Origin of the sequence: Amycolatopsis sp. cmx-4-61 (assembly GCF_046548775.1) — a bacterium.
GTDB lineage: Bacteria > Actinomycetota > Actinomycetes > Mycobacteriales > Pseudonocardiaceae > Amycolatopsis.
This window is the reverse complement of sequence record NZ_JAEBEI010000028.1, coordinates 1-21,410: the sequence shown is the minus strand read 5'-3', so window position 1 is coordinate 21,410 and position 21,410 is coordinate 1. Positions and strand designations below refer to the sequence as shown.

Below are 21,410 nucleotides of genomic sequence, written 5' to 3'. Positions count from 1 at the left end.
CAAAGCCCCGGCGGGGACGCCCCGCCGGGGGCTCAGGCCCGGATCACTTGCCGGGGCGGAGACTGTCGTAGATCTCCTTGCAGGCCGGGCAGACCGGCGACCCGGGCTTCGGCGACTTCGTCACCGGGAAGACCTCGCCGCACAGCGCCACCACGTGAGTGCCCATGACCGCGCTCTCGGCGATCTTGTTCTTCTTCACGTAGTGGAACATCTTCGGCGAGTCGTCGTCGGTGGTGTCCGTGCCCTCGGGCGTGGTTTCCGGCTTCGTCAGCGTCTCGGTGCTCACCCGTCCATTGTGCCCGAGCCCCGCCGGACCGCCCACACGGCGCCGGGCGGCGCGCCCGGTGCCCGGCCGGCTGCAGACCGTCCTGGAGGGCATGCTCGCGCTCCACCGCAGCGAAGCCGCGCGGACACGCTGGGCGAACACCGCCCGGAAGAACCCGACCACCGAACTGACCCACTGGCGCCGGGCGCGGACCGATCACCGATGATGGTCCCTCGTGACTACCGCACTCTCGCTGCACGAAGAGGTCGCCTCGGCGCTGCGTGACGGGCACCCCGTCGTCGCGCTGGAGAGCACCATCCTGTCCCACGGCCTGCCGCCGGGCCGCAACCTCGACGTCGCCCGCCGCCTCGAAGGCGTCGTCCGCGACGGCGGTGCCGTGCCGGCCACGATCGCGGTGCTCGACGGGCGGGTCGTCGTCGGCCTCTCCCCCGCCGAGCTCGAGCGCGTCTGCGCGCCGGACGCCGGGCTGGACAAGCTCTCGCTGCGCGACCTCGGCCCGGCCGTCGGCCTCGGCCGCTCGGGCGCGACGACCGTGGCGAGCACGTCGGCGCTGGCCGCGGCGGCCGGGATCGGCATGTTCGCCACCGGCGGTCTCGGCGGCGTGCACGTCGGCGCGGCGCAGTCCTGGGACGTCTCGGCGGACCTCGGCGTGCTGGCGAAGGTGCCGACCGTGGTCGTCTGCTCCGGCGTGAAGTCCGTGCTCGACATCCCGGCCACCCTCGAGGTGCTGGAGACGAACTCGGTGCCGGTGCTGGGCTACCGCACCGACGACTTCCCGGCGTTCTACCTGCGCTCGTCGGGGCACCGGGCCGGCTGGCGGGTCGACGACCCGAAGCAGGCCGCCGCCGTCATCGACGCGCACCGCGCCTACGCCGGTTCCGGTGTCCTGCTGGCGAACCCGATCCCGGAAGCGTCCGAAATGGACAAAGAACTGCACGACCGGCTGCTCGCCGAGGGGCTCGCGCTCGTCGAGGAGCAGGGCGTGCACGGCGCCGACGTCACGCCGGTGCTGCTGGAGCACTTCCACACCGCGAGCGGCGGCGTGAGCATCGACGCGAACGAAGCTCTCGTGCTGAACAACGCGAAGCTGGCCACCGAGGTCGCGGTGGCGCTGGCATGAGCGAGCTCGCGAGGGAATCATCCGGCACCGCGCGGATCGTGGTGGTCGGCGACGCGGCGTTGGACGTGATCGCCCGGCACGACAAGCCGTTGCCGCACGGCGGGGACGCGCGCGCGAAGATCCGCTTCACCGGCGGCGGCGCGGGCGCCAACACCGCGCTGTGGCTGCGTTCCCTGGGCGCCGAGACGACGCTGGTCGCGCGGATCGGCGACGACCCGGGCGGCCGGCTGATCCGGGCCGAGCTGGAGGCGGCCGGCGTGCGGTGCGCGTTCGCCGTCGACGCCGAGGCGCCGACGTGCTGCGTCGTCGTGATGGTCGACGGGGACGGGCAGCGCAGCATGCTGGCCGACCGCGGCGCGAACCAGCGGTTCGCACCGGAAGACGTCACGCCCGAGGCGCTCGAAGGGGCGAGCCACCTGCACCTGTCCGGGTACGTGCTGCTCGACCCGCCGTCGCGCGCCGCCGGGCTCGCGGCGCTGGCGGCGGCGAAGGAGGCCGGGCTGACGACGTCGGTCGACCCGCAGGCCGCCGCGCACATCACCGATCCGGCCGTGTTCCTGGCCGACGTCCGCGGGGTCGACCTGCTGATGCCGAACACCGAGGAGCTGGTCGCGCTGACCGGTTCGGCGGACCCGGCGTCGGCGAAGGAACTGCTCGGGACGGTCGGCGCGGTGGTCGTCACCGCCGGGCTGGAGGGCGCCAGCTGGGTCGACGCGGGTGGCGTCACGAGCGTCCCCGCGGTCGAGGCCGACTGCGTCGACTCGACCGGCGCGGGCGACGCCTTCGACGCGGGTGTGCTCACCGGCTGGCTGGCCGGAGAGTCCACTGTGGACGTCCTGCGGCACGGGACGCGGCTGGGCGCGCTGGCCGTCGGGAAGGTGGGCCCGCAGCCCGGCTAGCCGTCGATGACGCGGTGGCTGGTGCTTTCGATCGCCTTCGCTTCGCGCTGGTAGGTGTTCACCTGCTCGGTCTTGCGGGGCGGGCGGTCGTTGGCGATCAGCACCGCCACCCACGGCAGCGGCACCGAGATGGCCAGGAAGGTCAGGGCCAGCCACCACACGTGGTAGGTCAGCCCGGCCGCGATCAGGCACGGGATGCGGCAGCACATCATGATGACGTACTTGCGCTTGCGCGCGGCGAACTGCTCTTCGTACGACGGGGCCGCCCCGGTGATAAGCACCGGGTCCGAGTCGTTGGCGGGCATGGTCACTGCACCACCTCCGCTGTCCATCGTCCCACTTGCGGGGTTCATCCGACACCGGGGTGACGCATCTTGCTCAACGCGGCGACCACGAGGGTTTCGATGCCCGTGCGCAGGGTCGGGTGCAGCACCGGGGCGAACCGCGGCGAGTGGTTGGACGGGACGTCCCGCTCGAACCGGCCCTCGGTCATCGCCGTGATGACCGTCTGCGGGTCGAAGCCGCCGACCAGCCAGAACACCGACGGGACACCGGCCGCGCGGCCGAACTCGCTGAAGTCCTCACTGCCGGTGACCAGCGGTGCCGGCAGCACGACGTCGGCGCCGAAGCGGGCGCGGAAGGCCTCGGTGAGCGCTTCGTTGGCGGCTTCGTCGTTCTCGGTGATCGGGTAGGCGCCGGACCGCTCGATGTCCGGCGGCTTCGGCGCCCCGGCCGTGGCGGCTTCGCCGTTGACGATCCGCTCGACCGCCGCCAGCACCCGCTCGCGCACGGCCTGGTCGAAGGACCGGACGTTGACCTCGAGCACGGCGTCGTCGGCGATCACGTTGGCCGCGGTGCCCACGTGCAGGGAACCGACGGTGACCACGGCCGAGTCGGTGGCGGCGATCTCCCGCGCCACGATCGTCTGCAGCTTGAGCACCACGGACGCGGCCAGCACGGCCGGGTCGACGGTGGTCTCCGGGCGCGAGCCGTGGCCGCCGCGGCCGTGCAGGGTGACGCGCAGCGTGTCGGTGGCGGCCATGATCACCCCGGGCCGGGTGAGCACCCAGCCGGCCGGGCCGGGAACGAGGTGCTGGCCGAACACGACGTCGGGCTTCCCGGCGATGTCGAACAGGCCGTCGCGGACCATCGCCGACGCGCCGCCCGCGCTCTCCTCCCCCGGCTGGAACACCACCAGCAGCGTCCCGGACCAGGTGTCGCGGCCCTTCGCCAGCAGCGCGGCGGCGCCCGACAGCCAGGTGGCGTGCATGTCGTGGCCGCAGGCGTGCATGACCGGGACATCGGTGCCGTGCTCGTCGGTGCCGCGGGCGGTGCTGGCGTAGGACAGCCCGGTCTTCTCCTCGACCGGCAGCGCGTCGATGTCGGCCCGCAGCAGGACCGTGGGACCCTCGCCGTTGCGCAGGACGCCCAGCACGCCGGTGCCGGCGATGCCGGTGTGCACCTCGTAGCCGTCGGCCTCCAGCCGCCGGGCCAGCTCCGCCGCCGTCCGGGTCTCGGCGAAGGACAGCTCCGGGTGCCGGTGGAGGTCGATGTACAGCGCTTCGAGTTCGGGCAGCGCCGCGTCGAGCGGGGCGAGGACGCGTTCAAGGGTCACGGGGGCCATCGTGGCAGCATTACCCACCGTGAGCACGCGAAGTGGATTGCCCGACCTGTCCGACGACGTCTGCGCGCGGCTGCGCGAGGCCTTCCGGCGCACCTCCTACGACGCCGACGGCGTGGTGACGGCCCTCGGCGGGGCCGCACACGCGGCGCTGGGCCGCGGGGAGCCGGTGCCCGCCGAGCGCGCGAGCCGGGACGCGGGCGACCTCGGCACGCTGATCCGGCTGTTCCTGCTCGGCGACACCGAACCGGAGACCGCGGTCAAGGCCGCCCTCGCGCCGCTGTCCCCGGAAGACGCGGTGGCCGCGGGCGTGCTGGCGCCGGTCGCCGAGGGCTACCGGGCCGCGCTCGACATCCGGCCGCACGGCGACGAAGAGGGCTCCTGGTGGGTCGTGTCCGACCTCGACGCCGACCTGCTGGGCCACACCGTGCCCGAGGACCACGTGCTCGGGGTCGGCCACGCGTCGCTGTCGCTGATCCGCGCGACCAGCCGCCGCCCGGTCGGCACCCTGCTCGACCTGGGCACCGGCAACGGCGTGCAGGCGCTGCACGCGACCCGGCACGCGCAGCGCGTCACCGCCACCGACGTCTCGGCGCGGGCGCTGGCCCTGGCCGCGGCGACCTTCCGGCTGAACGAGCTGGACGTCGAACTGGTCCGCGGCGAGTGGTTCGCGCCGGTCGCGCGGCGGAAGTTCGACCAGGTCGTCTGCAATCCGCCGTTCGTGGTCGGCCCGGCGCGGGTCGACTACACCTACCGCGACTCCGGGCTGGCCGGCGACGACGCGAGTGCGCTGGTCGTGCGGCAGCTGCCGGGCTTCCTCACCGACGGCGGCACCGGCCACCTGCTGGCGTCCTGGCTGCACACCTCCCGCGAGGACTGGGCCGACCGGGTGAGCCGCTGGCTGCCCGCCGAGACCGACGCCTGGTTCGTGCAGCGCGACGTCGCCGATCCGGCGCTCTACGTCGGCACGTGGCTGCGGGACGCGGGCCTCGACCCGCGTTCGGCCGAAGGCCGGGCCAAGGCGGCGGCGTGGCTGGACTGGTTCGCCGCGAACAACGTCCGGGGCATCGGCTTCGGGTTCGTCACGCTGCGGCGGGCGGCCGGGCGGACCCCGACGGTCGTGTGCGAGGACCTGCGGCAGGCCTACGACGACCCGCTGGGCCCGGAGGCCGCCGGCTGGCTCGATCGCGTGGAATGGCTGCGCGAATCGGGTGATTCATTGCTCGACGTCCGGTTTGTGGTTCCGGACACGGTGCTGCTCGAAAGTGTCGAAGAACCCGGCGACGAAGGCTGGGCGACGACCGTCCGGCGCCTGCACCGCACCGACGGGCCGGGCTGGCAGCACGAGGTCGACGAGCTGGCCACGCGGCTGCTGGCCGGCTGCCGCGGCGCGCTGCCGCTGGAGGACCTGATCGAGCTCCTCGCGGCCGCACAGGGGCTGTCGTCGGAGGAGCTGGCGGCGGCCGCCCTGCCCGTGGTGCGGGAGCTCGTGCGGCACGGGATGCTCGTCCCGGCGGACCGGTGAGGGCGGTCGCGGCCCGGGTCACCCGGGCGGACGTGACGGTCGACGGCGAGGTCGTCGGCGCGATCGACGAGCCGGGTTTGCTTGTGCTGCTGGGCATTCACGTCGACGACGACGCCGCGAAGGCCGCCACGATGGCGCGCAAACTGCACGAACTGCGGGTGCTGCGCGACGAAGAATCATGCGCCACGGCGAATGCGCCACTGCTCGTGGTGAGCCAGTTCACGCTCTACGGCGACACGAAGAAAGGGCGCCGGCCGTCGTGGACGCGGGCGGCCCGGCCGGAGGTCGCCGAGCCGTTGGTGGACGCCGTCGTGGCCGAACTGCGCGGCCGCGGGGCCACCGTGGCGACGGGGCAATTCGGGGCGATGATGGCGGTGTCGAGCGTGAACGACGGTCCGTACACGGTTTTGATAGAGGTCTAGACCATCTCTGTCCGGTTCAGTTCCTGACCGGATTCATATGGAATTCTCAGGTTCCCCGGTCACGGACCGTTCTCAGCAAAAGCTCAGCATTGGTCGAGCAACCGGATCGCTCCGGCAGCCGTCTTCTCCAGTGACGAGCCGGGAACGTTTTGGGAACCCGGAGCGTTGTGCCAGATGTCCAGCCAAGCCGGCCGGACCGGCGAACCGGGATCCACAGGCCTCGGTCCGCGGGTACGCACCCGGTGGACGACCGCAGCAGCACGTTCAGCCCGTGACCGGGGAGGCAGAATGTCAGTCCAGACTCTCGAACGCGAGTCGCGCGGGATTCGCGAGCGCATCCCGGCTCAGACGACCGAGGAACCGACGACGCTGGGCGTGGGGACGCTCACCGACGCCGACCTCGACGCCCAGAGCCCCGCCGCCGACCTCGTCCGCGTCTACCTCAACGGCATCGGCAAGACGGCCCTGCTGTCCGCGGCCGACGAGGTCGAGCTGGCCAAGGGCATCGAAGCCGGGGTCTTCGCCCAGCACATGCTGGACACGGCGGAGGACCTCACGGCGAAGCGGCGCACCGAGCTGGCCGCCCTGGTCCGGGACGGCCACGTGGCGAAGAACCACCTGCTGGAGGCGAACCTCCGCCTGGTGGTCTCGCTCGCCAAGCGCTACACCGGCCGGGGGATGCCGCTGCTCGACCTGATCCAGGAGGGGAACCTGGGCCTGATCCGCGCGGTGGAGAAGTTCGACTACTCCAAGGGGTTCAAGTTCTCGACGTACGCCACGTGGTGGATCCGCCAGGCGATCACCCGCGGCATGGCCGACCAGGGCCGCACCATCCGGCTGCCCGTCCACCTGGTGGAACAGGTGAACAAGCTGGCCCGCATCAAGCGCGACCTGCACCAGCAGCTCGGCCGCGACGCGACGCACGAGGAGCTGGCGGCCGAGTCGGGCATCCCGGCGCACAAGATCTCGGACCTGCTCGACCACTCGCGTGACCCGGTAAGCCTGGACATGCCGGTCGGCACCGAGGAGGACGCCCCGCTGGGCGACTTCATCGAGGACTCCGAGGCGACCGACGCCGAGAGCGCCGTGATCTCGGGCCTGCTGCAGGACGACCTGCGCCGGGTGCTGGCGACGCTGGACGACCGCGAGCAGCACGTGATCCGCCTGCGCTACGGCCTCGACGACGGCCAGCCGCGCACGCTCGACCAGATCGGCAAGCACTTCGGGCTCTCCCGCGAGCGCGTCCGCCAGATCGAGCGCGAGGTCATGTCGAAGCTGCGCCAGGGCGAGCGGGCGGACCGGCTCCGCGCGTACGCGAGCTGATCGGATTTCTTTCGGGGCGGGTGCGCTTGCGCACCCGCCCCCTTTTTGTTTCTGGCCACCGCCTGACCAGGCGTTCGGCGGAACCGGAGAATTTCCCACGAAAACCGGGTTTCCTGATCGACCGCGCTGGGTAGCAACCCTCCGCCAGCACCCGTTCGGCGGCGTTGACTTATGACCTGCGTCACGACAGCCTCGAAGTGCCGGCCGCAGGCCTCGCGACCGGGTGTGCACGCACCCGGGAGCTTTCCCCGGGAGGTCGGGTCCGTCGGGGTGGACCCGGCCTCCCGACCCAACTCCCGTGGACGGGACCGGTCGGTCTCGGGTCGTTCGTGGGGTGGCCCACAGTGATCGGGTGCTTCTGTCCCGTGCTTACCCGGGATGCGTAGGGTGGACCGATCCCGGAGCTGGCAAAGGAGCCTGGCAGTGCCGTCCACCACGTTTCAGCACACCGAAGTCCTCCCGCTGGGCAAGGACACCACCACCGAATACCGGCTGGTCACCGACGAAGGCGTCGAGACCGTCGAAGCCGCCGGGCGCACCTTCCTGAAGATCGCCCCGGAAGCGCTCACCACGCTCGCCCGCACCGCCATCACCGACATCCAGCACCTGTTGCGCACGTCACACCTGCAGCAGCTGCGCGCCATCGTCGACGACCCCGAAGCCAGTGGCAACGACCGGTTCGTCGCCATGGACCTGCTGCGCAACGCCGCCATCTCCGCCGGCGGTGTGCTGCCCATGTGCCAGGACACCGGGACCGCCATCGTCATCGGCAAACGCGGCGAAGGCGTGCTCACCGGCGGTGACGACGAGCGCGCGCTCTCGCAGGGCATCTTCGACGCCTACCAGCAGCTGAACCTGCGGTACTCGCAGATGGCGCCGGTCAGCTTCTGGGACGAGCGCAACACCGGCACGAACCTGCCCGCGCAGATCGAGCTCTACCACAAGGACGGGGACCCGACCTACGAGTTCCTCTTCATGGCCAAGGGCGGCGGCAGCGCCAACAAGACGTTCCTCTACCAGGAAACCAAGGCCGTCCTGAACCCGAAGCGGCTCGCCCGGTTCCTCGACGAGAAGCTGCGCAGCCTCGGCACCGCCGCCTGCCCGCCGTACCACCTCGCGATCGTCGTCGGCGGGATGTCCGCGGAGTTCAACCTGAAGGTCGCGAAGCTCGCCTCCGCGCGCTACCTCGACAACCTGCCGCAGGAGGGCTCCGAACTCGGGCACGCCTTCCGCGACACCGGCCTCGAGCAGCAGGTCCTGGAGATGACCCGGCAGTTCGGCATCGGCGCGCAGTTCGGCGGCAAGTACTTCTGCCACGACGTCCGCGTCATCCGGCTGCCCCGCCACGGCGCCAGCTGCCCGGTCGGCATCGCCGTCTCCTGCTCCGCCGACCGCCAGGCCAAGGCCAAGATCACCGCCGACGGCGTCTTCATCGAGCAGCTCGAGCGCGACCCGGCCCGCTTCCTGCCCGACATCACCGAGGAGGACCTCTCCGACGACGTCGTCGCCGTCGACCTCAACCGGCCGATGGCCGAGATCCGCGCCCAGCTCTCGCAGCTGCCGGTCAAGACGCGGCTTTCGCTGACCGGGCCACTGGTCGTCGCGCGGGACATCGCGCACGCCAAGATCGCCGAGCGCCTCGACGCCGGCGAGGAGATGCCGGACTACCTCAAGAACCACCCCGTCTACTACGCGGGCCCGGCGAAGACGCCCGAGGGCTACGCGTCCGGCTCGTTCGGCCCCACCACGGCCGGGCGGATGGACTCCTACGTCGAGCAGTTCCAGGCCGCCGGCGGCTCGCTCGTCATGCTGGCCAAGGGGAACCGCTCGAAGCAGGTGACGAACGCCTGCCAGGCGCACGGCGGTTTCTACCTCGGCTCGATCGGCGGGCCGGCCGCCCGGCTCGCGCAGGACTGCATCAAGCGGGTCGACGTCCTCGAGTACGCCGAGCTCGGCATGGAAGCCGTCTGGAAGATCGAGGTCGAGGACTTCCCCGCGTTCATCGTGATCGACGACAAGGGCAACGACTTCTTCGCCAGCACCGGCGACCCGGTGCTGCAGATCAGCTTCCGCTGACGCACGAAGGCGGGGGACACCGGCCCGCCGCCGGTGTCCCCCGCCTTTCCGCTCTCAGCCGACGCGCTCGATCCGCGCGCGCCGGATGAGGAACTTGCCGGGCTCCCGGACCTGTTCGAAGGCCGCGTTGTTCAGCAGCGTGCAGCTGCCCGACACCGAGGTCACCTCCACCGTGGTGGACTTCGAGTTGTCCAGGTTGGTCACCTTCAGCTTCGTCCCGGCCGGGAACTGGTTGCTCGACGCCGCCGGTGCGCCGCCTTCGCCGGAGAGCGTCACGGTCGAACCCGGGCACACGACCTGGCCGACCGCGCCGCCCGCGGCCTGGTCACCCGCAGCCTTATCGACCGCAGCCTTGTCACCGGCGGCCTTGCCACCCGCGCCGGCGGCCGCGTCCTGCTTCTTCTGCTGCCCGGGCGCCTGCGCTTTGCCCGGTGCATTGCCGGAGTTCCCCGGCGCCGCCGCGGCCTGGCCGTTGTTCGCCACGACGTTCGCCGTGCAGCCCGCCACCTGCCGCCGCTGCTGGATCAGGTCGACCACCGCCTGCCGGTTGGCGATCCGCGCGGCGGACTGCGCGTCCGGGTTCGCCTGCTGGCCGGCGATGAAGTTCAGGTTGTTCTGCAGGGCGGTGTCGAGTCCGCCGCAGTTCTCCTTGGGCGCTTCGGCCGCGTTGCCCGCGGGACTGCTCAGCGCGATGGCGGTCGCGGTGACACCGGCGACGCCCAGCAACGCGGCCAGTCCGACGGTCGCCTGCTTGCGGTGCCGGCCACTGCTCAACCGGGGCATGGGCCCCTCCTCTCTGATCGCCACCTCACCCGGGGACACGGGCCGGTCACGGTGGCGGTTCAGCGGGAGCCCCGGCAATTTTCGACGACTTCGACGAAGCGGACCGCCGCCCCCGCGTGGTCCGGACCACGCGGGGGCGATCGTCCACTGCGGACCGCGTTACTTCGGCGGCGTGGCCTTGAGCACCACTGTGCGCTGGTCCAGCGGTGCGGCCAAGGCCACCGAGATCACCGGGTACCGGATGTCCATCGTGCACATCTGATTGGTCTGGGCCTTCGTCTCGCTCAGGTTGACGACGACGTGGTCGGCCGCCTGTTCGACGGCTTCGCCGAGCGCGTGGCCGCAGCCGCCTTCCTGGGCGCGGATGTCGAGGACGGTCCCGCCGTTCGCCGTCCACACCTCACGCGGGAACCCCGCGGGCAACGCGGTCGCGTCGATCTGGCGCGCCGGGACCGGCGCGCTGCCCTCCGGCACGGTCAGCCGCGGCTTGCCGGGCGGGTTGGGCTCGGGCGGCGCCGGCAGCACCGACGCGCTCGACGAGGCCGCCGGTGTGGAGACGTCACCGGCCGGCTGGTTGGTGGGCGTGCCCCGGCCGGCGCAGGCCGTCACCATCAGCAGGAGCGCGCCCGTCCCGGCCACTTTCGCTGAGTACCTCATGTCCCGAAGACGGAACGGGGACGGCGTGGGGTTGCACCGCCGCGTGGTCCGGGAGGGCCGGTGGTGGTCAGCCCTGGCGGAGGACGACCGTGCGGGTCCCGAGCGGCGCCGAAAGCGTCAGCGGGACCTTGATCTCCTTGATGTAGTCCGGGCACATCTGGCCCTTGGGCGCCGACAGCACGTTCACGAGCACGACCACCTGCTGGGCGGTCTGCTCGCCGACGCGCGCCGAGATGCGGCGGCAGCCGCCCTCTTCGGCCTGCAGGACCAGCGTCCGGCCGTCGAGGCTGCGGGTGAGGCTGCGCGGGTAGCCCTCGGGCAGCCCGCGGGCGTCGACCTGCGTCTCGGCGATCACGTCGTCACCCGGCGCGATGCCCTGCGTCGGCCGCCCCACCGTCTGCGACGGCGGCGGGCCGAGCGTGGGCGTCACCGTCCCGGGCACGCTCGCCGACGTCTCGGGCGCCGGACCGGTTCCCGCCGGGGCACCGGCGCGAGAGTTCGCGGCACAGGCCGTCGCCGTGAGCAGCAGCAGGCCCGCGCCCAGCAGTTTCACCGTGGTACGCATACCCGTCAGACGGAACGGACCCCGCGCGGGGTTGCATCCGGTCACCGATGGGTGGCGCGGCTCAGCCGGGTCGTGAAGCTGAGCCGGTCGCCGCGGTACAGCGACCGCACCCGCTCGAACGGCACGCCGTCCGGGCCCCACGAGACGCGGTGGGTCAGCAGCATCGGCAGCGCCGGGTTCGTCCCGATCAGCAACGCCTCGCGCGGGGTGGCCAGCACCGTCTCCACCCGCTCCTCCGCGCCGTCGAACACCACGCCGAGCTTCTCGGTCAGGCACGCGTACAGCGACTGCTCCGGGTCGAACACGTCGAGCAGGCCGGGGAACCGCGCCGCCAGGAGATATGTCGACTCGAGGCCGACCCGCTCCTCGTCGGCCAGCAGGACGCGCTCGAGGTGGAAGACCTCGGCGTCCGACGTCACCTGCAGGTCGGCGGCCAGCGCGCTGCCGGCCGGGCGCCGCTCCAGGGTGATCACCGTGCGGCCCGGCCGGATGCCCTGGCGTCGCAGCCCTTCGGTGTAGCTCACCAGGGCCAGCGGCTGGACGAGCTTCGGGCCGGCGATGTACGTGCCGCTCCCCTGGCGGCGGCTGAGCCTGCCCTCGAGCACCAGCTCCGCGACCGCTTGCCGTACCGTCGCCCTCGACACTTCGAACCGTTCGCACAATTCCCGTTCCGTGGGCAGCACCGCGCCTTCGCCGAGTTCCGCGATCACCGCCAGCAGTTCGACCTTGACCGCGTAGTAACGCGGGACGCGGCCGTGTTCGGGAATCCCGTCGAGGACGGGACCGTCGGCGGACAGGCGGGAATGGCGCGAAGGGGCGGGCACGGAATCGACCCTATTCGGTTTCCCGCGCACCGTGGTTCGCTGTGGTACGCAACTCGGCCGCCACGTGGAGGATCACCCGGATGCCCCCGACCCAGCTCGACCGCCGGCTCGGCCTCGCCGACGCCGTTTTCCTCGGCCTGGGCTCGATGATCGGAGCCGGGGTGTTCGCCGCGTTCGCCCCCGCGGCGCGCGCCGCCGGCGCCGGATTGCTCATCGCGCTCGTCGTCGCGGCCGTGGTCGCTTACTGCAATGCGACGTCTTCGGCGCGGCTCGCCGCGATTCACCCGGAATCCGGCGGCACCTACGTTTACGGCCGGGAAAGGCTCGGTGAATTCTGGGGCTACCTGGCCGGCTGGGGATTCGTCACCGGGAAGACCGCCAGTTGCGCCGCGATGACGCTGACCGTCGTCGCCTACACCGCGCCGGGACTCGGGCAACCGTGGCGGAGTCTCCTGGCCGTGGCGGTGGTCGCCGCGCTCACCGCCGTCAACTACTTCGGCGTGCACCGGTCGGCGCTGGCGACCCGGGTCATCGTGTCGTGCACCCTGCTCGTGCTCCTGGTCTCGGCCGTCGCGATGGCCGCCGGGCCGTCCGGCGGCGGCCCGCTCGTCGCCTGGCCGGGCGGCGGGGGCGTGCTCGAAGGGGCCGGGCTGCTCTTCTTCGCCTTCGCCGGGTACGCGCGGCTCGCGACGCTCGGCGAGGAGGTCCGCGACCCGGCCCGCACCATCCCCCGTGCGATCCCGCTCGCCCTCGGCATCACCCTCGTGGTCTACGCGGCGGTGGCGGTGCTGCTGCTCGTCCGGCTCGGTCCGGCCGGGCTCGCCGCGAGCCCGGACCCGATCGCCGCGGCCGTGCCGCGGTGGCTCGCCCCGGTCGTCCGGGTCGGCGCGGCGATCGCCGCACTCGGCTCGCTGCTCGCGCTCATCCTCGGCGTCTCGCGCACGACGCTGGCCATGAGCCGCGACGGGCACCTCCCCCGCTTCCTCGCCGCCGTGCACCCGCGCTACCGGGTGCCGCACCGGGCCGAGCTCGCCGTCGGGCTCGTCGTCGCCGTCCTCGCCGCGACGATCGACCTGCGCGCCGCGATCGGCTTCTCCTCCTTCGCCGTCCTGACGTATTACGCGATCGCCAACGCCGCCGCGCTCACGCTGAAGGGGAAAGTGCGGGCCGCCCTGGGGCTGGCCGGGTGCGTGGTGCTGGCCTTCAGCCTGCCGCTGCCGTCGGTGCTGGCCGGCGGCACCGCCCTCTTGCTGGGCGTGCTGGCCTACGGCGTTCGCCGGACACGCCGGTGAGAAATCACCCAACTGCCCGAAAGATCCGAAGAAAGTCGGTTGTCCCGATACTGCTCACCTGGTGTAGTCAGGGAGCCGCGAACGGCAACGGTCTCCACTGTGGACACTGGAAGGACTGATCCCCTTGGCTCCCAAGCGCTGGTTCACCCTGCTCAGAAACGCCACCACCGCACTGGCCGCGGTCGCCGCCGCCGCGGCGTTCGCCACCCCGGCGATCGCCGCCCAGCCGCCGTCCACCGACGTCGTCGGCGGGACCCGCGCCGCCCAGGGCGAATTCCCGTTCATGGTCCGGCTTTCCATGGGCTGCGGCGGGGCGCTGTACACGAAGCAGATCGTCCTGACCGCGGCGCACTGCGTCAGCCGGACCGGGGCCAACACCTCCATCACGGCGACCGTCGGGGTCGTCGACCTGCAGAGCACCAGCGCGCAGAAGATCCGCTCGACCTACGTCTACCAGTCCCCCACCTACGGCACCTCGACCGGCGGCGACTGGGCGCTGATCAAGCTCGCGAGCCCGGTGAGCGGCCTCTCGACGCTGCCGATCGCGTCGACGTCGGCGTACAACAGCGGCACGTTCACCGTGGCCGGCTGGGGCGCCGCGCGCGAAGGCGGCGCGCAGCAGCGGTACCTGCTCAAGGCGACAGTCCCGTTCGTCGACGACGCCACCTGCGCCGCCCAGGGCGGCAGCTACCCCGACCTGATCCCGAGCGCGGAGATCTGCGCGGGCAACCTCGCCTCCGGCGGCGTCGACACCTGCCAGGGCGACTCCGGCGGCCCGATGTTCCGCCGCGACAACGCAGGCGCCTGGATCCAGGTCGGCATCGTCTCCTGGGGTGACGGCTGCGCGCGGGCGCACGCTCCCGGCGTCTACACCGAGGTGAGCACGTTCGCGGCGAAGATCGCCGCGGCCGCCGCCACGCTGTAACCGGTCACAAAGGAGAAGGGGCCCCGCCGCGGCGGGGCCCCTTCTTCCGGTTCAGCGCGTCTTGTCCAACCGGGACAGTGCTTCTTCGTACCCGTTCACCAGGTCGGCGACGACGTCGGCGACCGGGCGCACCGCGTTCATCCGGCCGACGATCTGCCCGACCGGCATCGACACCACGCTCGGATCGCCAGCCGCGTGGATCCGGTTGTGGGCCGGGGAAACCAGCAGGTTCTGCAGCGGCATCGGCAGCGGCTCGGGCGCGTCCGGCGCGGCCCACGCCTCGGTCCAGCGGGTCTTCAGCAGCCGGGCCGGCTTGCCGGTGTAGATCCGCGTCCGCACGGTGTCCGACGACGAAGCCGCGACGAGCGCCTGCTGCATCGCCACCGACTCGCCCATCGTCTGCAGGTATTCCTCGGTGGCCAGCCACATCGAGCCCATCCACACGCCGGACGCGCCGAGCGCGAGCGCCGCGGCCACCTGGCGGCCGGAACCGATCCCGCCCGCGGCGAGCACCGGCACGTCGACGGCGTCGACGATCTCCGGGACCAGCACCATGGACGCGATCTCGCCGGTGTGGCCGCCGGCTTCGTAACCCTGCGCCACCACGAAGTCGACGCCGTTCTCGACGTGCCGCACCGCGTGCTCGGCCTTCCCGGCGAGCGCCGCGACCGGGACGCCCTGGTCGCGGCACTGGGCGATGACGTCGACCGGTGGTGAACCGAGGGCGTTGGCGATCAGCTTGATCGGGTGGTTCAGCGCGACCTCGACGTGCGAGCGGGCCACCGAGTGCAGCCACCCGAGGACGCCGGCGCGCTCGTCGGTGTCGTCGGGCAGCGGCGGCACCGACAGCTCCTTCAGGACGCGGTCGACGAAGGCGCGGTGCCCGTCCGGGATGAGCTTCGCCAGGTCGACCTGCGTGCCCTCGGCGGGCACCTTCGCCGGCATGACGATGTCGACGCCGTACGGCTTGCCGCCGGTGTTCTCGTCCATCCAGGTGAGCACCCGGTCGAGCTCGGCGGCGTCGTTGAACCGCACGCAGCCGAGCACGCCGAGCCCGCCGGCGCGGCTGAGGGCGGCGGCGACGTGCTCGGACGGGGTGAACCCGATGATCGGCAGGTCGATGCCGAGCCGGTCGCACAGGGGTGTCCGCACTCTTGTCCTCCTCAGACGGGCTGGGCGGTGGCCGGTTCGTGCTCGGCGGCGTAGCGCTGGGCCCACGGGTAGTCCGGTTTGCCGCTGGGCGAGCGGCCGATCTCGCCCGCCAGCCAGATCGTGCGCGGCACCTTGTACCCGGCGATCTGCCCGCGGACGTGCGCTTCGAGCGCGCCCAGATCCGCTTCGGCGCCTTCACGCAACTGGACGACGGCGGCGACACGCTGGCCGAGCCGCTCGTCCGGGACACCGATGACGAGCGCGTCGAAGACGTCGGGGTGCGACTTCAGCGCCCCTTCGACCTCCTCCGGGAAGACCTTCTCGCCGCCGGTGTTGACGCACTGGGAGCCGCGGCCGAGCAACGTGACGGTGCCGTCCTCTTCGTAGCGGGCGTAGTCGCCCGGGACGACGTACCGGACGCCGTCGACCTCGACGAAGATCTTCTCGCTCTTCACCGGGTCGCCGTAGTAACCGAGGGGGACGTGCCCGCGGCGGCCGATCAGGCCGACGGCCCCGGGCTTCTTCTCGACGACGTTGCCGTCTTCGTCGAGCAGGATCGCGTCCACGCCGAAGCTCACCCGCGGGCCCGCGCTGTGGTCGGAGCCCTTGGCCACCATGCCGATCCCGGTGAAGCCGCTTTCCGAAGAACCGATCGCGTCGGTGATCACGGCGTTCGGCAGGAGTTCGACGAACTCCTGCTTCACCGACTGGGAGAACAGCGCTGCGTGGCTCGACACGGCGACGATCGAGGAAGCGTCGTAGTCCCCTTCGCGGAACGCCTCGATGAGCGGCCGGGCCATCGCGTCGCCGACGATCGTGAGGACCTGGACCTTGTGCTGCTGCACGGCCTGCCAGATGTCGTGGGCGTCGAACCGCGGCACGAAGACGACCGGGCTGCCGGTGAACAGCGCGCCGAACGCGGCCCACTGCGCGGCGCCGTGGATCAGCGGGGCCGCGGGCAGCCGGGTGAGGCTCCCGGCCTTGCCCTGCTCCGCGAGCGTCCATTCGTCCGGGACGTATTCGCCGGTGACGAAGTTGATCCCGCCGCCGAGGGCGCGCCAGACGTCCTCCTGCCGCCAGAGGACGCCCTTCGGGTAGCCCGTGGTGCCACCGGTGTAGAGGATGTAGTGGTCGTCGCCGGAGCGCTCTTCGAAATCGCGTTCGGGGGACTGCTCGGCGAGCGCGGTTTCGTAGTCGACGCCGCCGTAGCTCCCGTAGTCGCCGTCCGTGCCGTCGCCGATCACGACAACGTGTTTCAGTTTCGGCGCCTCGGGCAGGGCGGCCCGCACCTTGTCGGCGTAGCTGCGTTCGTGCACGAGGGCGACCAGCTCGGCGTCGTTGAACAGGTAGACGAGCTCGCCGTGCACGTAGCGGTAGTTGACGTTGACGGCGATCGCGCGCAGCTTGTAAGCCGCGATCATCGCCTCCAGGGCCTCGATCGAGTTGCGGGAGTAGACCCCGATGTGGGATCCGCGTCCCACGCCGTGCGCGGCGAGGTGGTGGGCGAGCCGGTTGGCCCGCGCGTCCAGTTCGGCGAAGGTGACTTGCCGGTCGCCGCACACGACCGCGACGCGCTCCGGCACGGCGTCGACGGCGTGCTCCAGAAGATCCGCGATGTTGAGTGCCACGCCCTCAAAGTAGAACATGTTATCGTTCCGGGCAATGGCACTGCTCCTTCAGGAGGTCTTCGTGGGTGAACCGCACGCGCTGGTGACGAGCGAGGGGCAGACCCTCGTCGTCACGATGAACCGGCCCGAGGCGCGCAACGCGATCACCGGCGAGATGATGGCGATCATGGCCGAGGCGTGGGACCGCGTGGACGCCGACGACTCGATCCGCAGCTGCATCCTCACGGGCGCGGGCGGCGCGTTCTGCGCGGGCGCGGACCTGAAGTCGATGTCCCGGAACTCGCCGTCGGAGTCGTTCGCCTCGGGCAAGTTCGACCCTTCGCGGATCCCGGGGCTGCTGAAGGGCCGCCGCCTGACGAAGCCGCTGATCGCGGCGGTCGAGGGCCCGGCGATCGCGGGCGGGACGGAGATCCTCCAGGGCACGGACATCCGGGTGGCGGGTTCGTCGGCGCGCTTCGGGGTGTCGGAGGCGCGCTGGGGCCTGTTCCCGATGGGCGGCTCGGCGGTGCGGCTGCCGCGCCAGATCCCGTACACGGTGGCGGCGGACATCCTGCTGACCGGACGTCACCTGACGGCGCCGGAGGCGCTGGCGATCGGCTTGATCGGCCACGTGGTCCCGGACGGGACGGCGTTGTCGAAGGCCCTGGAACTGGCGGCGCTGGTGAACGCGAACGGGCCGCTGGCGGTGCGGGCGATCCTGCGGACGATCCGGGACACCGAGGGACTGCCCGAGGAAGAAGCCTTCAAGCTGGATTCGCAGTACGGGATCGAGGTCTTCGCGTCGGAGGACGCCAAGGAGGGGCCACGGGCGTTCTCGGAGAAGCGGAAGCCGGAGTTCCGCGGCCGCTGAGGTCGTCGTCTCAGAACGCGTTATAACCGCACTCGACCGGCGCGCGAGGGAATCTTGCCGACAGAACGAGAACGTGTTTCACTCAAGGACGTGACCGAGACACCGCTTGCGGCACCGCTGAACGTCGGCTTCGACTACACCCGCTCCACCGGGCCCGTCCTCGGGCGGTTCGTCAACGCGCTGCGCGAACGCCGCATCGAAGGCGTCCGGGGCAGCGACGGCCGCGTGCACGTTCCGCCGGTCGAGTACGACCCCGTCACCGCCGAGCAGCTCGGCGAGTTCGTGCCCGTGGCCGAAGAGGGCACCGTCGTCTCCTGGTCGTGGTGCCCGCACCCGCTGGACGGGCAGCCGCTGAGCCGGCCGTTCGCCTGGGCGCTCGTGCGGCTCGACGGGGCCGACACCCCGATGCTGCACGCCGTCGACGCCGGCTCGCCCGAGAACATCCACAGTGGACAGCGGGTGCGCGTGCGGTGGGCCGACGAGGTCGTCGGGCACATCCGGGACATCGCCTACTTCCTGCCCGCGGACGCCGAGGACACCACGCCGACCGAGCCCGCTCCCCCGGTCGCCGAGCGCGAGGAAGGCGCGCCGGTCAGCGTCGTCATCACGCCGGTGCACCTGAAGTACCTGCACTCCGCCTCCCCCGAGGAAAGCACCTACCTGCGCGGGCTCGCCGAGGGGAAGCTGATCGGCCAGCGGTGCCCCGCCTGCGGCAAGGTCTACATCCCGCCGCGCGGGGCGTGCCCGACCGACGGCGTGCCGACCACCGAAGAGGTCGAGCTGCCCGACACCGGCATCGTCACCACCTTCTGCATCGTCAACGTCCCGTTCCTCGGCCAGCGGATCAAGCCGCCGTACGTCGCCGCCTACATCCTGCTCGACGGCGCCGACATCGCCTTCCTCCACCTCGTCCTCGGCTGCGCCGCCGAGGACGTCAAGATGGGCATGCGCGTGCGCGCCGCGTGGAAGCCGCGCGACCAGTGGTGGACGTCGCTGGAGAACATCAGCCACTTCGAGCCGACCGGCGAGCCGGACGCGGCTTACGAAACCTTCGCCCACCACCTGTGAGGTCCTGATGCCAGACGTCGCCATCGCGGGCTTCGCGAAGGCCCCCAACGTCCGCGAGACCGAGGGCACCACCAACGGCGTGGAAATGCTCGTCCCGATCTTCGCCGAGGTCTTCGCGCGGACCGGTCTGTCCAAACAGGACATCGGGTTCTGGTGCTCCGGCTCTTCGGACTACCTGGCCGGCCGTGCGTTCTCCTTCATCGCCGCCGTCGACGCGATCGGCGCGTTCCCGCCGATCCACGAGTCGCACGTCGAGATGGACGCCGCCTGGGCGCTGTACGAAGCCTGGCTGAAGATCAAGATGGGCGAGGTCGAGACCGCGCTCGTCTACGGCTTCGGCAAGTCCAGCGCCGGGCAGCTGCGCCGGGTGCTCGCCCTGCAGCTCGACCCGTACGTCGTCACGCCCCTGTGGCCGGACTCGGTGTCGATCGCCGGGATCCAGGCCCGGCTGGGCCTCGAGGCCGGACTCTGGTCCGAAAAGGACCTCGCCGAGGTCGCCGCGCGCGGGACCGGCAAGGACGTCGCGGAGCTGCTCGACACGCCGTACTACGCGGATCCGTTGCGGCCGCACGACATCGCCCCGGTCACCGACGGCGCCGCGGTCGTCATCCTGTCTACTGTGGAACGAGCCCGGGACGTCGTCGACCGGCCGGCCGTGATCACCGGCATCGAGCACCGCGTCGACTCGCCCGTGCTCGGCGCCCGCGATCTGCCCCGCAGCCCGTCCACCGAGGCGGCGGCGAAGGCGCTGGACCTCGACGGCGTCGACCTCGCCGAGCTGCACGCGCCCTTCACCCACCAGGAGCTCATCCTGCGGACCGCGCTCGGGCTCGGCGACGGCGTCAAGGTCAACCCCTCCGGCGGCGCGCTGGCCGCGAACCTGATGTTCTCCGCCGGCCTCGCCCGGATCGGCGAAGCCGCGGTCCGGATCCACGACGGCGAATCCCGCAAGGCGGTGGCGCACGCGACGAGCGGCCCGGCGCTGCAACAGAACCTGGTGACCGTGCTGGAGGCCCGATGACCAAGCAGCTCACCGCCGTGCTCGGCACCGGCCAGACGCACCACCGCGCCAAGCGCCAGGACGTCTCGATGCCGGGCCTGCTGCGCGAGGCGATCGACCGCGCGATGACCGACGCCCAGGTGGAGTGGGCCGACATCGACGCCGTGGTGCTCGGCAAGGCCCCAGACCTGTTCGAGGGCGTGATGATGCCCGAACTGTTCCTCGCCGACTCGCTCGGCGCGACCGGGAAACCGCTGCTGCGCGTGCACACCGCGGGCTCGGTGGGCGGCTCGACCGCGTTGGTGGCGGCGTCGCTCATCCAGGCCGGCGTGCACCGGCGGGTGCTCACGGTGGCGTACGAGAAGCAGTCCGAGTCGAACGCGATGTGGGGCCTGTCGATCCTGCCGCCGTTCCAGATGCCGGTCGGCGCGGGCGCGGGCGGCTACTTCGCGCCGCACGTGCGGTCCTACATCCGCCGTTCGGGCGCGCCCGAGCACGTCGGGGCGATCGTCGCGGCGAAGGACCGGCGCAACGGGGCCCTGAACCCCTACGCCCACCTGCGGCAGCCGGACATCACCGTCGAGTCGGTGCGGGCGTCGCAGATGCTGTGGGACCCGATCCGCTACGACGAGACGTGCCCGTCGTCCGACGGCGCGTGCGCGATGGTGCTCGGCGACGAGGCCGCCGGGGACGCGGTCGAAGGCGGCACCGCCTGGGTCCACGCGACGGCGATGCGCACCGAGCCCACGACGTTCGCCGGCCGCGACCAGGTCAACCCCCGGGCCGGGCGAGAGGCGGCGGCCGCGCTGTGGGCCGAGGCGGGCATCACCGACCCGATGTCCGAAGTGGACGTCGCCGAGATCTACGTGCCGTTCTCGTGGTTCGAGCCGATGTGGCTGGAGAACCTCGGCTTCGCGCCCGAAGGCGAAGGCTGGAAGGTGACCGAGAAGGGCGAGACGGCGATCGGCGGGCGGCTGCCGTGCAACCCCTCCGGCGGCGTGCTGTCGTCCAACCCGATCGGCGCGTCCGGCATGCTGCGGTTCTCGGAGGCGGCGAAGCAGGTCATGGGCCGGGCCGGCGACTACCAGGTCGACGGTGCGCGGCTGGCCCTCGGCCACGCCTACGGCGGCGGATCGCAGTACTTCTCGATGTGGCTGGTCGGTTCGGAGAAGCCCGCCTGACAAGCGCCCCAAGGCGGCCTTCGGTGCGTCAGACGCACCGAAGGCCGCCTTGGTTGCGTCTCACGCACCGAAGGCCACATTGGGGCGCTAGGGCCTGTCCTCAAAGCTGGTGCGGGTGATCTGCTTTGATCTTCGGTCGTGGTGCGTAGGCATGAGCTGACCGACGAGCAGTGGCAGGTCATCGAGCCGTTGCTGCCGGTGTCGGGGGCGAAG

General features: G+C 71.8%; 21 protein-coding genes. 12 read left to right on the top strand and 9 right to left on the bottom strand.

Annotated features, from left to right (window positions below; translation table 11 throughout):
• Nucleotides 1-43 precede the first annotated feature (43 nt).
• Nucleotides 44-286, bottom strand: coding sequence for a DUF3039 domain-containing protein (locus ACLJOU_RS42775; RefSeq protein ID WP_004561020.1), 243 nt, complete (start codon nt 284-286; stop codon nt 44-46).
• A 214-nt stretch (nt 287-500) separates the two neighbouring features.
• Between ACLJOU_RS42775 and ACLJOU_RS42770 the strand changes: the two genes are divergently transcribed.
• Complete coding sequence (locus ACLJOU_RS42770; RefSeq protein WP_410575005.1) at nt 501-1,406, top strand: pseudouridine-5'-phosphate glycosidase; 906 nt, start codon at nt 501-503, stop codon at nt 1,404-1,406.
• Nucleotides 1,403-2,305, top strand: coding sequence for a carbohydrate kinase family protein (locus ACLJOU_RS42765; protein WP_410575004.1), 903 nt, complete (start codon nt 1,403-1,405; stop codon nt 2,303-2,305). Before ACLJOU_RS42770 ends, ACLJOU_RS42765 begins: the two co-directional genes overlap by 4 nt.
• Here the strand turns inward: ACLJOU_RS42765 and ACLJOU_RS42760 are convergent.
• Nucleotides 2,302-2,616 carry a DUF3099 domain-containing protein gene (locus tag ACLJOU_RS42760; protein WP_410575003.1) on the bottom strand — a complete coding sequence of 105 codons (315 nt, stop codon included), beginning with the start codon at nt 2,614-2,616 and terminating at the stop codon, nt 2,302-2,304. The two genes, ACLJOU_RS42765 and ACLJOU_RS42760, sit on opposite strands and share 4 nt — an antisense overlap.
• A gap of 38 nt (nt 2,617-2,654) precedes the next feature.
• Nucleotides 2,655-3,920: an amidohydrolase gene (locus ACLJOU_RS42755; RefSeq protein WP_410575002.1), complete on the bottom strand. Its 1,266-nt coding sequence runs from the start codon at nt 3,918-3,920 to the stop codon at nt 2,655-2,657.
• 28 nt (nt 3,921-3,948) lie between these two features.
• On the opposite strand from ACLJOU_RS42755, the gene ACLJOU_RS42750 reads away from it, so the two are divergent.
• From ACLJOU_RS42750 to ACLJOU_RS42735, 4 genes are all read left to right on the top strand, one after another.
• Entirely contained in the window at nt 3,949-5,451 is a 1,503-nt protein-coding gene (locus ACLJOU_RS42750) for a methyltransferase (protein WP_410575001.1), read from the top strand.
• Nucleotides 5,448-5,873, top strand: a complete 426-nt coding sequence (gene dtd / locus ACLJOU_RS42745; protein WP_410575000.1) for a D-aminoacyl-tRNA deacylase — start codon at nt 5,448-5,450, stop codon at nt 5,871-5,873. Before ACLJOU_RS42750 ends, dtd begins: the two co-directional genes overlap by 4 nt.
• A 288-nt stretch (nt 5,874-6,161) precedes the next feature.
• Nucleotides 6,162-7,196 (top strand): sigma-70 family RNA polymerase sigma factor, encoded by a 1,035-nt coding sequence (locus tag ACLJOU_RS42740; RefSeq protein WP_410574999.1) that lies wholly within the window; start codon nt 6,162-6,164, stop codon nt 7,194-7,196.
• A 423-nt stretch (nt 7,197-7,619) separates the two neighbouring features.
• Nucleotides 7,620-9,272, top strand: a complete 1,653-nt coding sequence (locus tag ACLJOU_RS42735; RefSeq protein ID WP_410574998.1) for a fumarate hydratase — start codon at nt 7,620-7,622, stop codon at nt 9,270-9,272.
• A gap of 54 nt (nt 9,273-9,326) precedes the next feature.
• Here ACLJOU_RS42735 and ACLJOU_RS42730 read toward each other — a convergent pair whose 3' ends face one another.
• The 4 genes from ACLJOU_RS42730 to ACLJOU_RS42715 all read right to left on the bottom strand — a co-directional run bounded on the left by ACLJOU_RS42730 (nt 9,327) and on the right by ACLJOU_RS42715 (nt 12,101).
• Nucleotides 9,327-10,055: a hypothetical protein gene (locus ACLJOU_RS42730; protein ID WP_410574997.1), complete on the bottom strand. Its 729-nt coding sequence runs from the start codon at nt 10,053-10,055 to the stop codon at nt 9,327-9,329.
• Nucleotides 10,056-10,214: 159 nt separating this feature from the next.
• Nucleotides 10,215-10,694, bottom strand: a complete 480-nt coding sequence (locus ACLJOU_RS42725) for a hypothetical protein (protein ID WP_410575060.1) — start codon at nt 10,692-10,694, stop codon at nt 10,215-10,217.
• A gap of 85 nt (nt 10,695-10,779) precedes the next feature.
• Nucleotides 10,780-11,277, bottom strand: a complete 498-nt coding sequence (locus tag ACLJOU_RS42720) for a hypothetical protein (protein ID WP_410574996.1) — start codon at nt 11,275-11,277, stop codon at nt 10,780-10,782.
• Between the two features lie 41 nt (nt 11,278-11,318).
• The gene (locus ACLJOU_RS42715; RefSeq protein WP_410574995.1) at nt 11,319-12,101 is read right to left on the bottom strand and encodes a GntR family transcriptional regulator; all 783 of its coding nucleotides are present in this window, start codon (nt 12,099-12,101) and stop codon (nt 11,319-11,321) included.
• Between the two features lie 80 nt (nt 12,102-12,181).
• On the opposite strand from ACLJOU_RS42715, the gene ACLJOU_RS42710 reads away from it, so the two are divergent.
• Together ACLJOU_RS42710 and ACLJOU_RS42705 are read left to right on the top strand one after the other, a co-directional pair.
• A complete protein-coding gene (locus ACLJOU_RS42710; protein ID WP_410574994.1) occupies nt 12,182-13,393 on the top strand; it encodes an APC family permease in 1,212 nt (403 codons plus the stop codon).
• A gap of 124 nt (nt 13,394-13,517) precedes the next feature.
• The gene (locus ACLJOU_RS42705) at nt 13,518-14,318 is read left to right on the top strand and encodes a S1 family peptidase (RefSeq protein WP_410574993.1); all 801 of its coding nucleotides are present in this window, start codon (nt 13,518-13,520) and stop codon (nt 14,316-14,318) included.
• A gap of 51 nt (nt 14,319-14,369) precedes the next feature.
• Here the strand turns inward: ACLJOU_RS42705 and ACLJOU_RS42700 are convergent, their stop codons facing one another.
• Nucleotides 14,370-15,470, bottom strand: a complete 1,101-nt coding sequence (locus ACLJOU_RS42700; protein ID WP_410574992.1) for an NAD(P)H-dependent flavin oxidoreductase — start codon at nt 15,468-15,470, stop codon at nt 14,370-14,372.
• An 11-nt stretch (nt 15,471-15,481) separates the two neighbouring features.
• A complete protein-coding gene (locus ACLJOU_RS42695) occupies nt 15,482-17,098 on the bottom strand; it encodes an acyl-CoA synthetase (protein ID WP_410574991.1) in 1,617 nt (538 codons plus the stop codon).
• Nucleotides 17,099-17,159: 61 nt separating this feature from the next.
• Between ACLJOU_RS42695 and ACLJOU_RS42690 the strand changes: the two genes are divergently transcribed.
• From ACLJOU_RS42690 to ACLJOU_RS42675, 4 genes are all read left to right on the top strand, one after another.
• Entirely contained in the window at nt 17,160-17,948 is a 789-nt protein-coding gene (locus ACLJOU_RS42690) for a crotonase/enoyl-CoA hydratase family protein (RefSeq protein WP_410575059.1), read from the top strand.
• Nucleotides 17,949-18,038: 90 nt separating this feature from the next.
• Nucleotides 18,039-19,016, top strand: coding sequence for a Zn-ribbon domain-containing OB-fold protein (locus ACLJOU_RS42685; RefSeq protein ID WP_410574990.1), 978 nt, complete (start codon nt 18,039-18,041; stop codon nt 19,014-19,016).
• A 7-nt stretch (nt 19,017-19,023) separates the two neighbouring features.
• Nucleotides 19,024-20,037, top strand: coding sequence for a thiolase domain-containing protein (locus ACLJOU_RS42680; protein ID WP_410574989.1), 1,014 nt, complete (start codon nt 19,024-19,026; stop codon nt 20,035-20,037).
• Entirely contained in the window at nt 20,034-21,197 is a 1,164-nt protein-coding gene (locus ACLJOU_RS42675; RefSeq protein ID WP_410574988.1) for a thiolase domain-containing protein, read from the top strand. Before ACLJOU_RS42680 ends, ACLJOU_RS42675 begins: the two co-directional genes overlap by 4 nt.
• Nucleotides 21,198-21,410 lie beyond the last annotated feature (213 nt).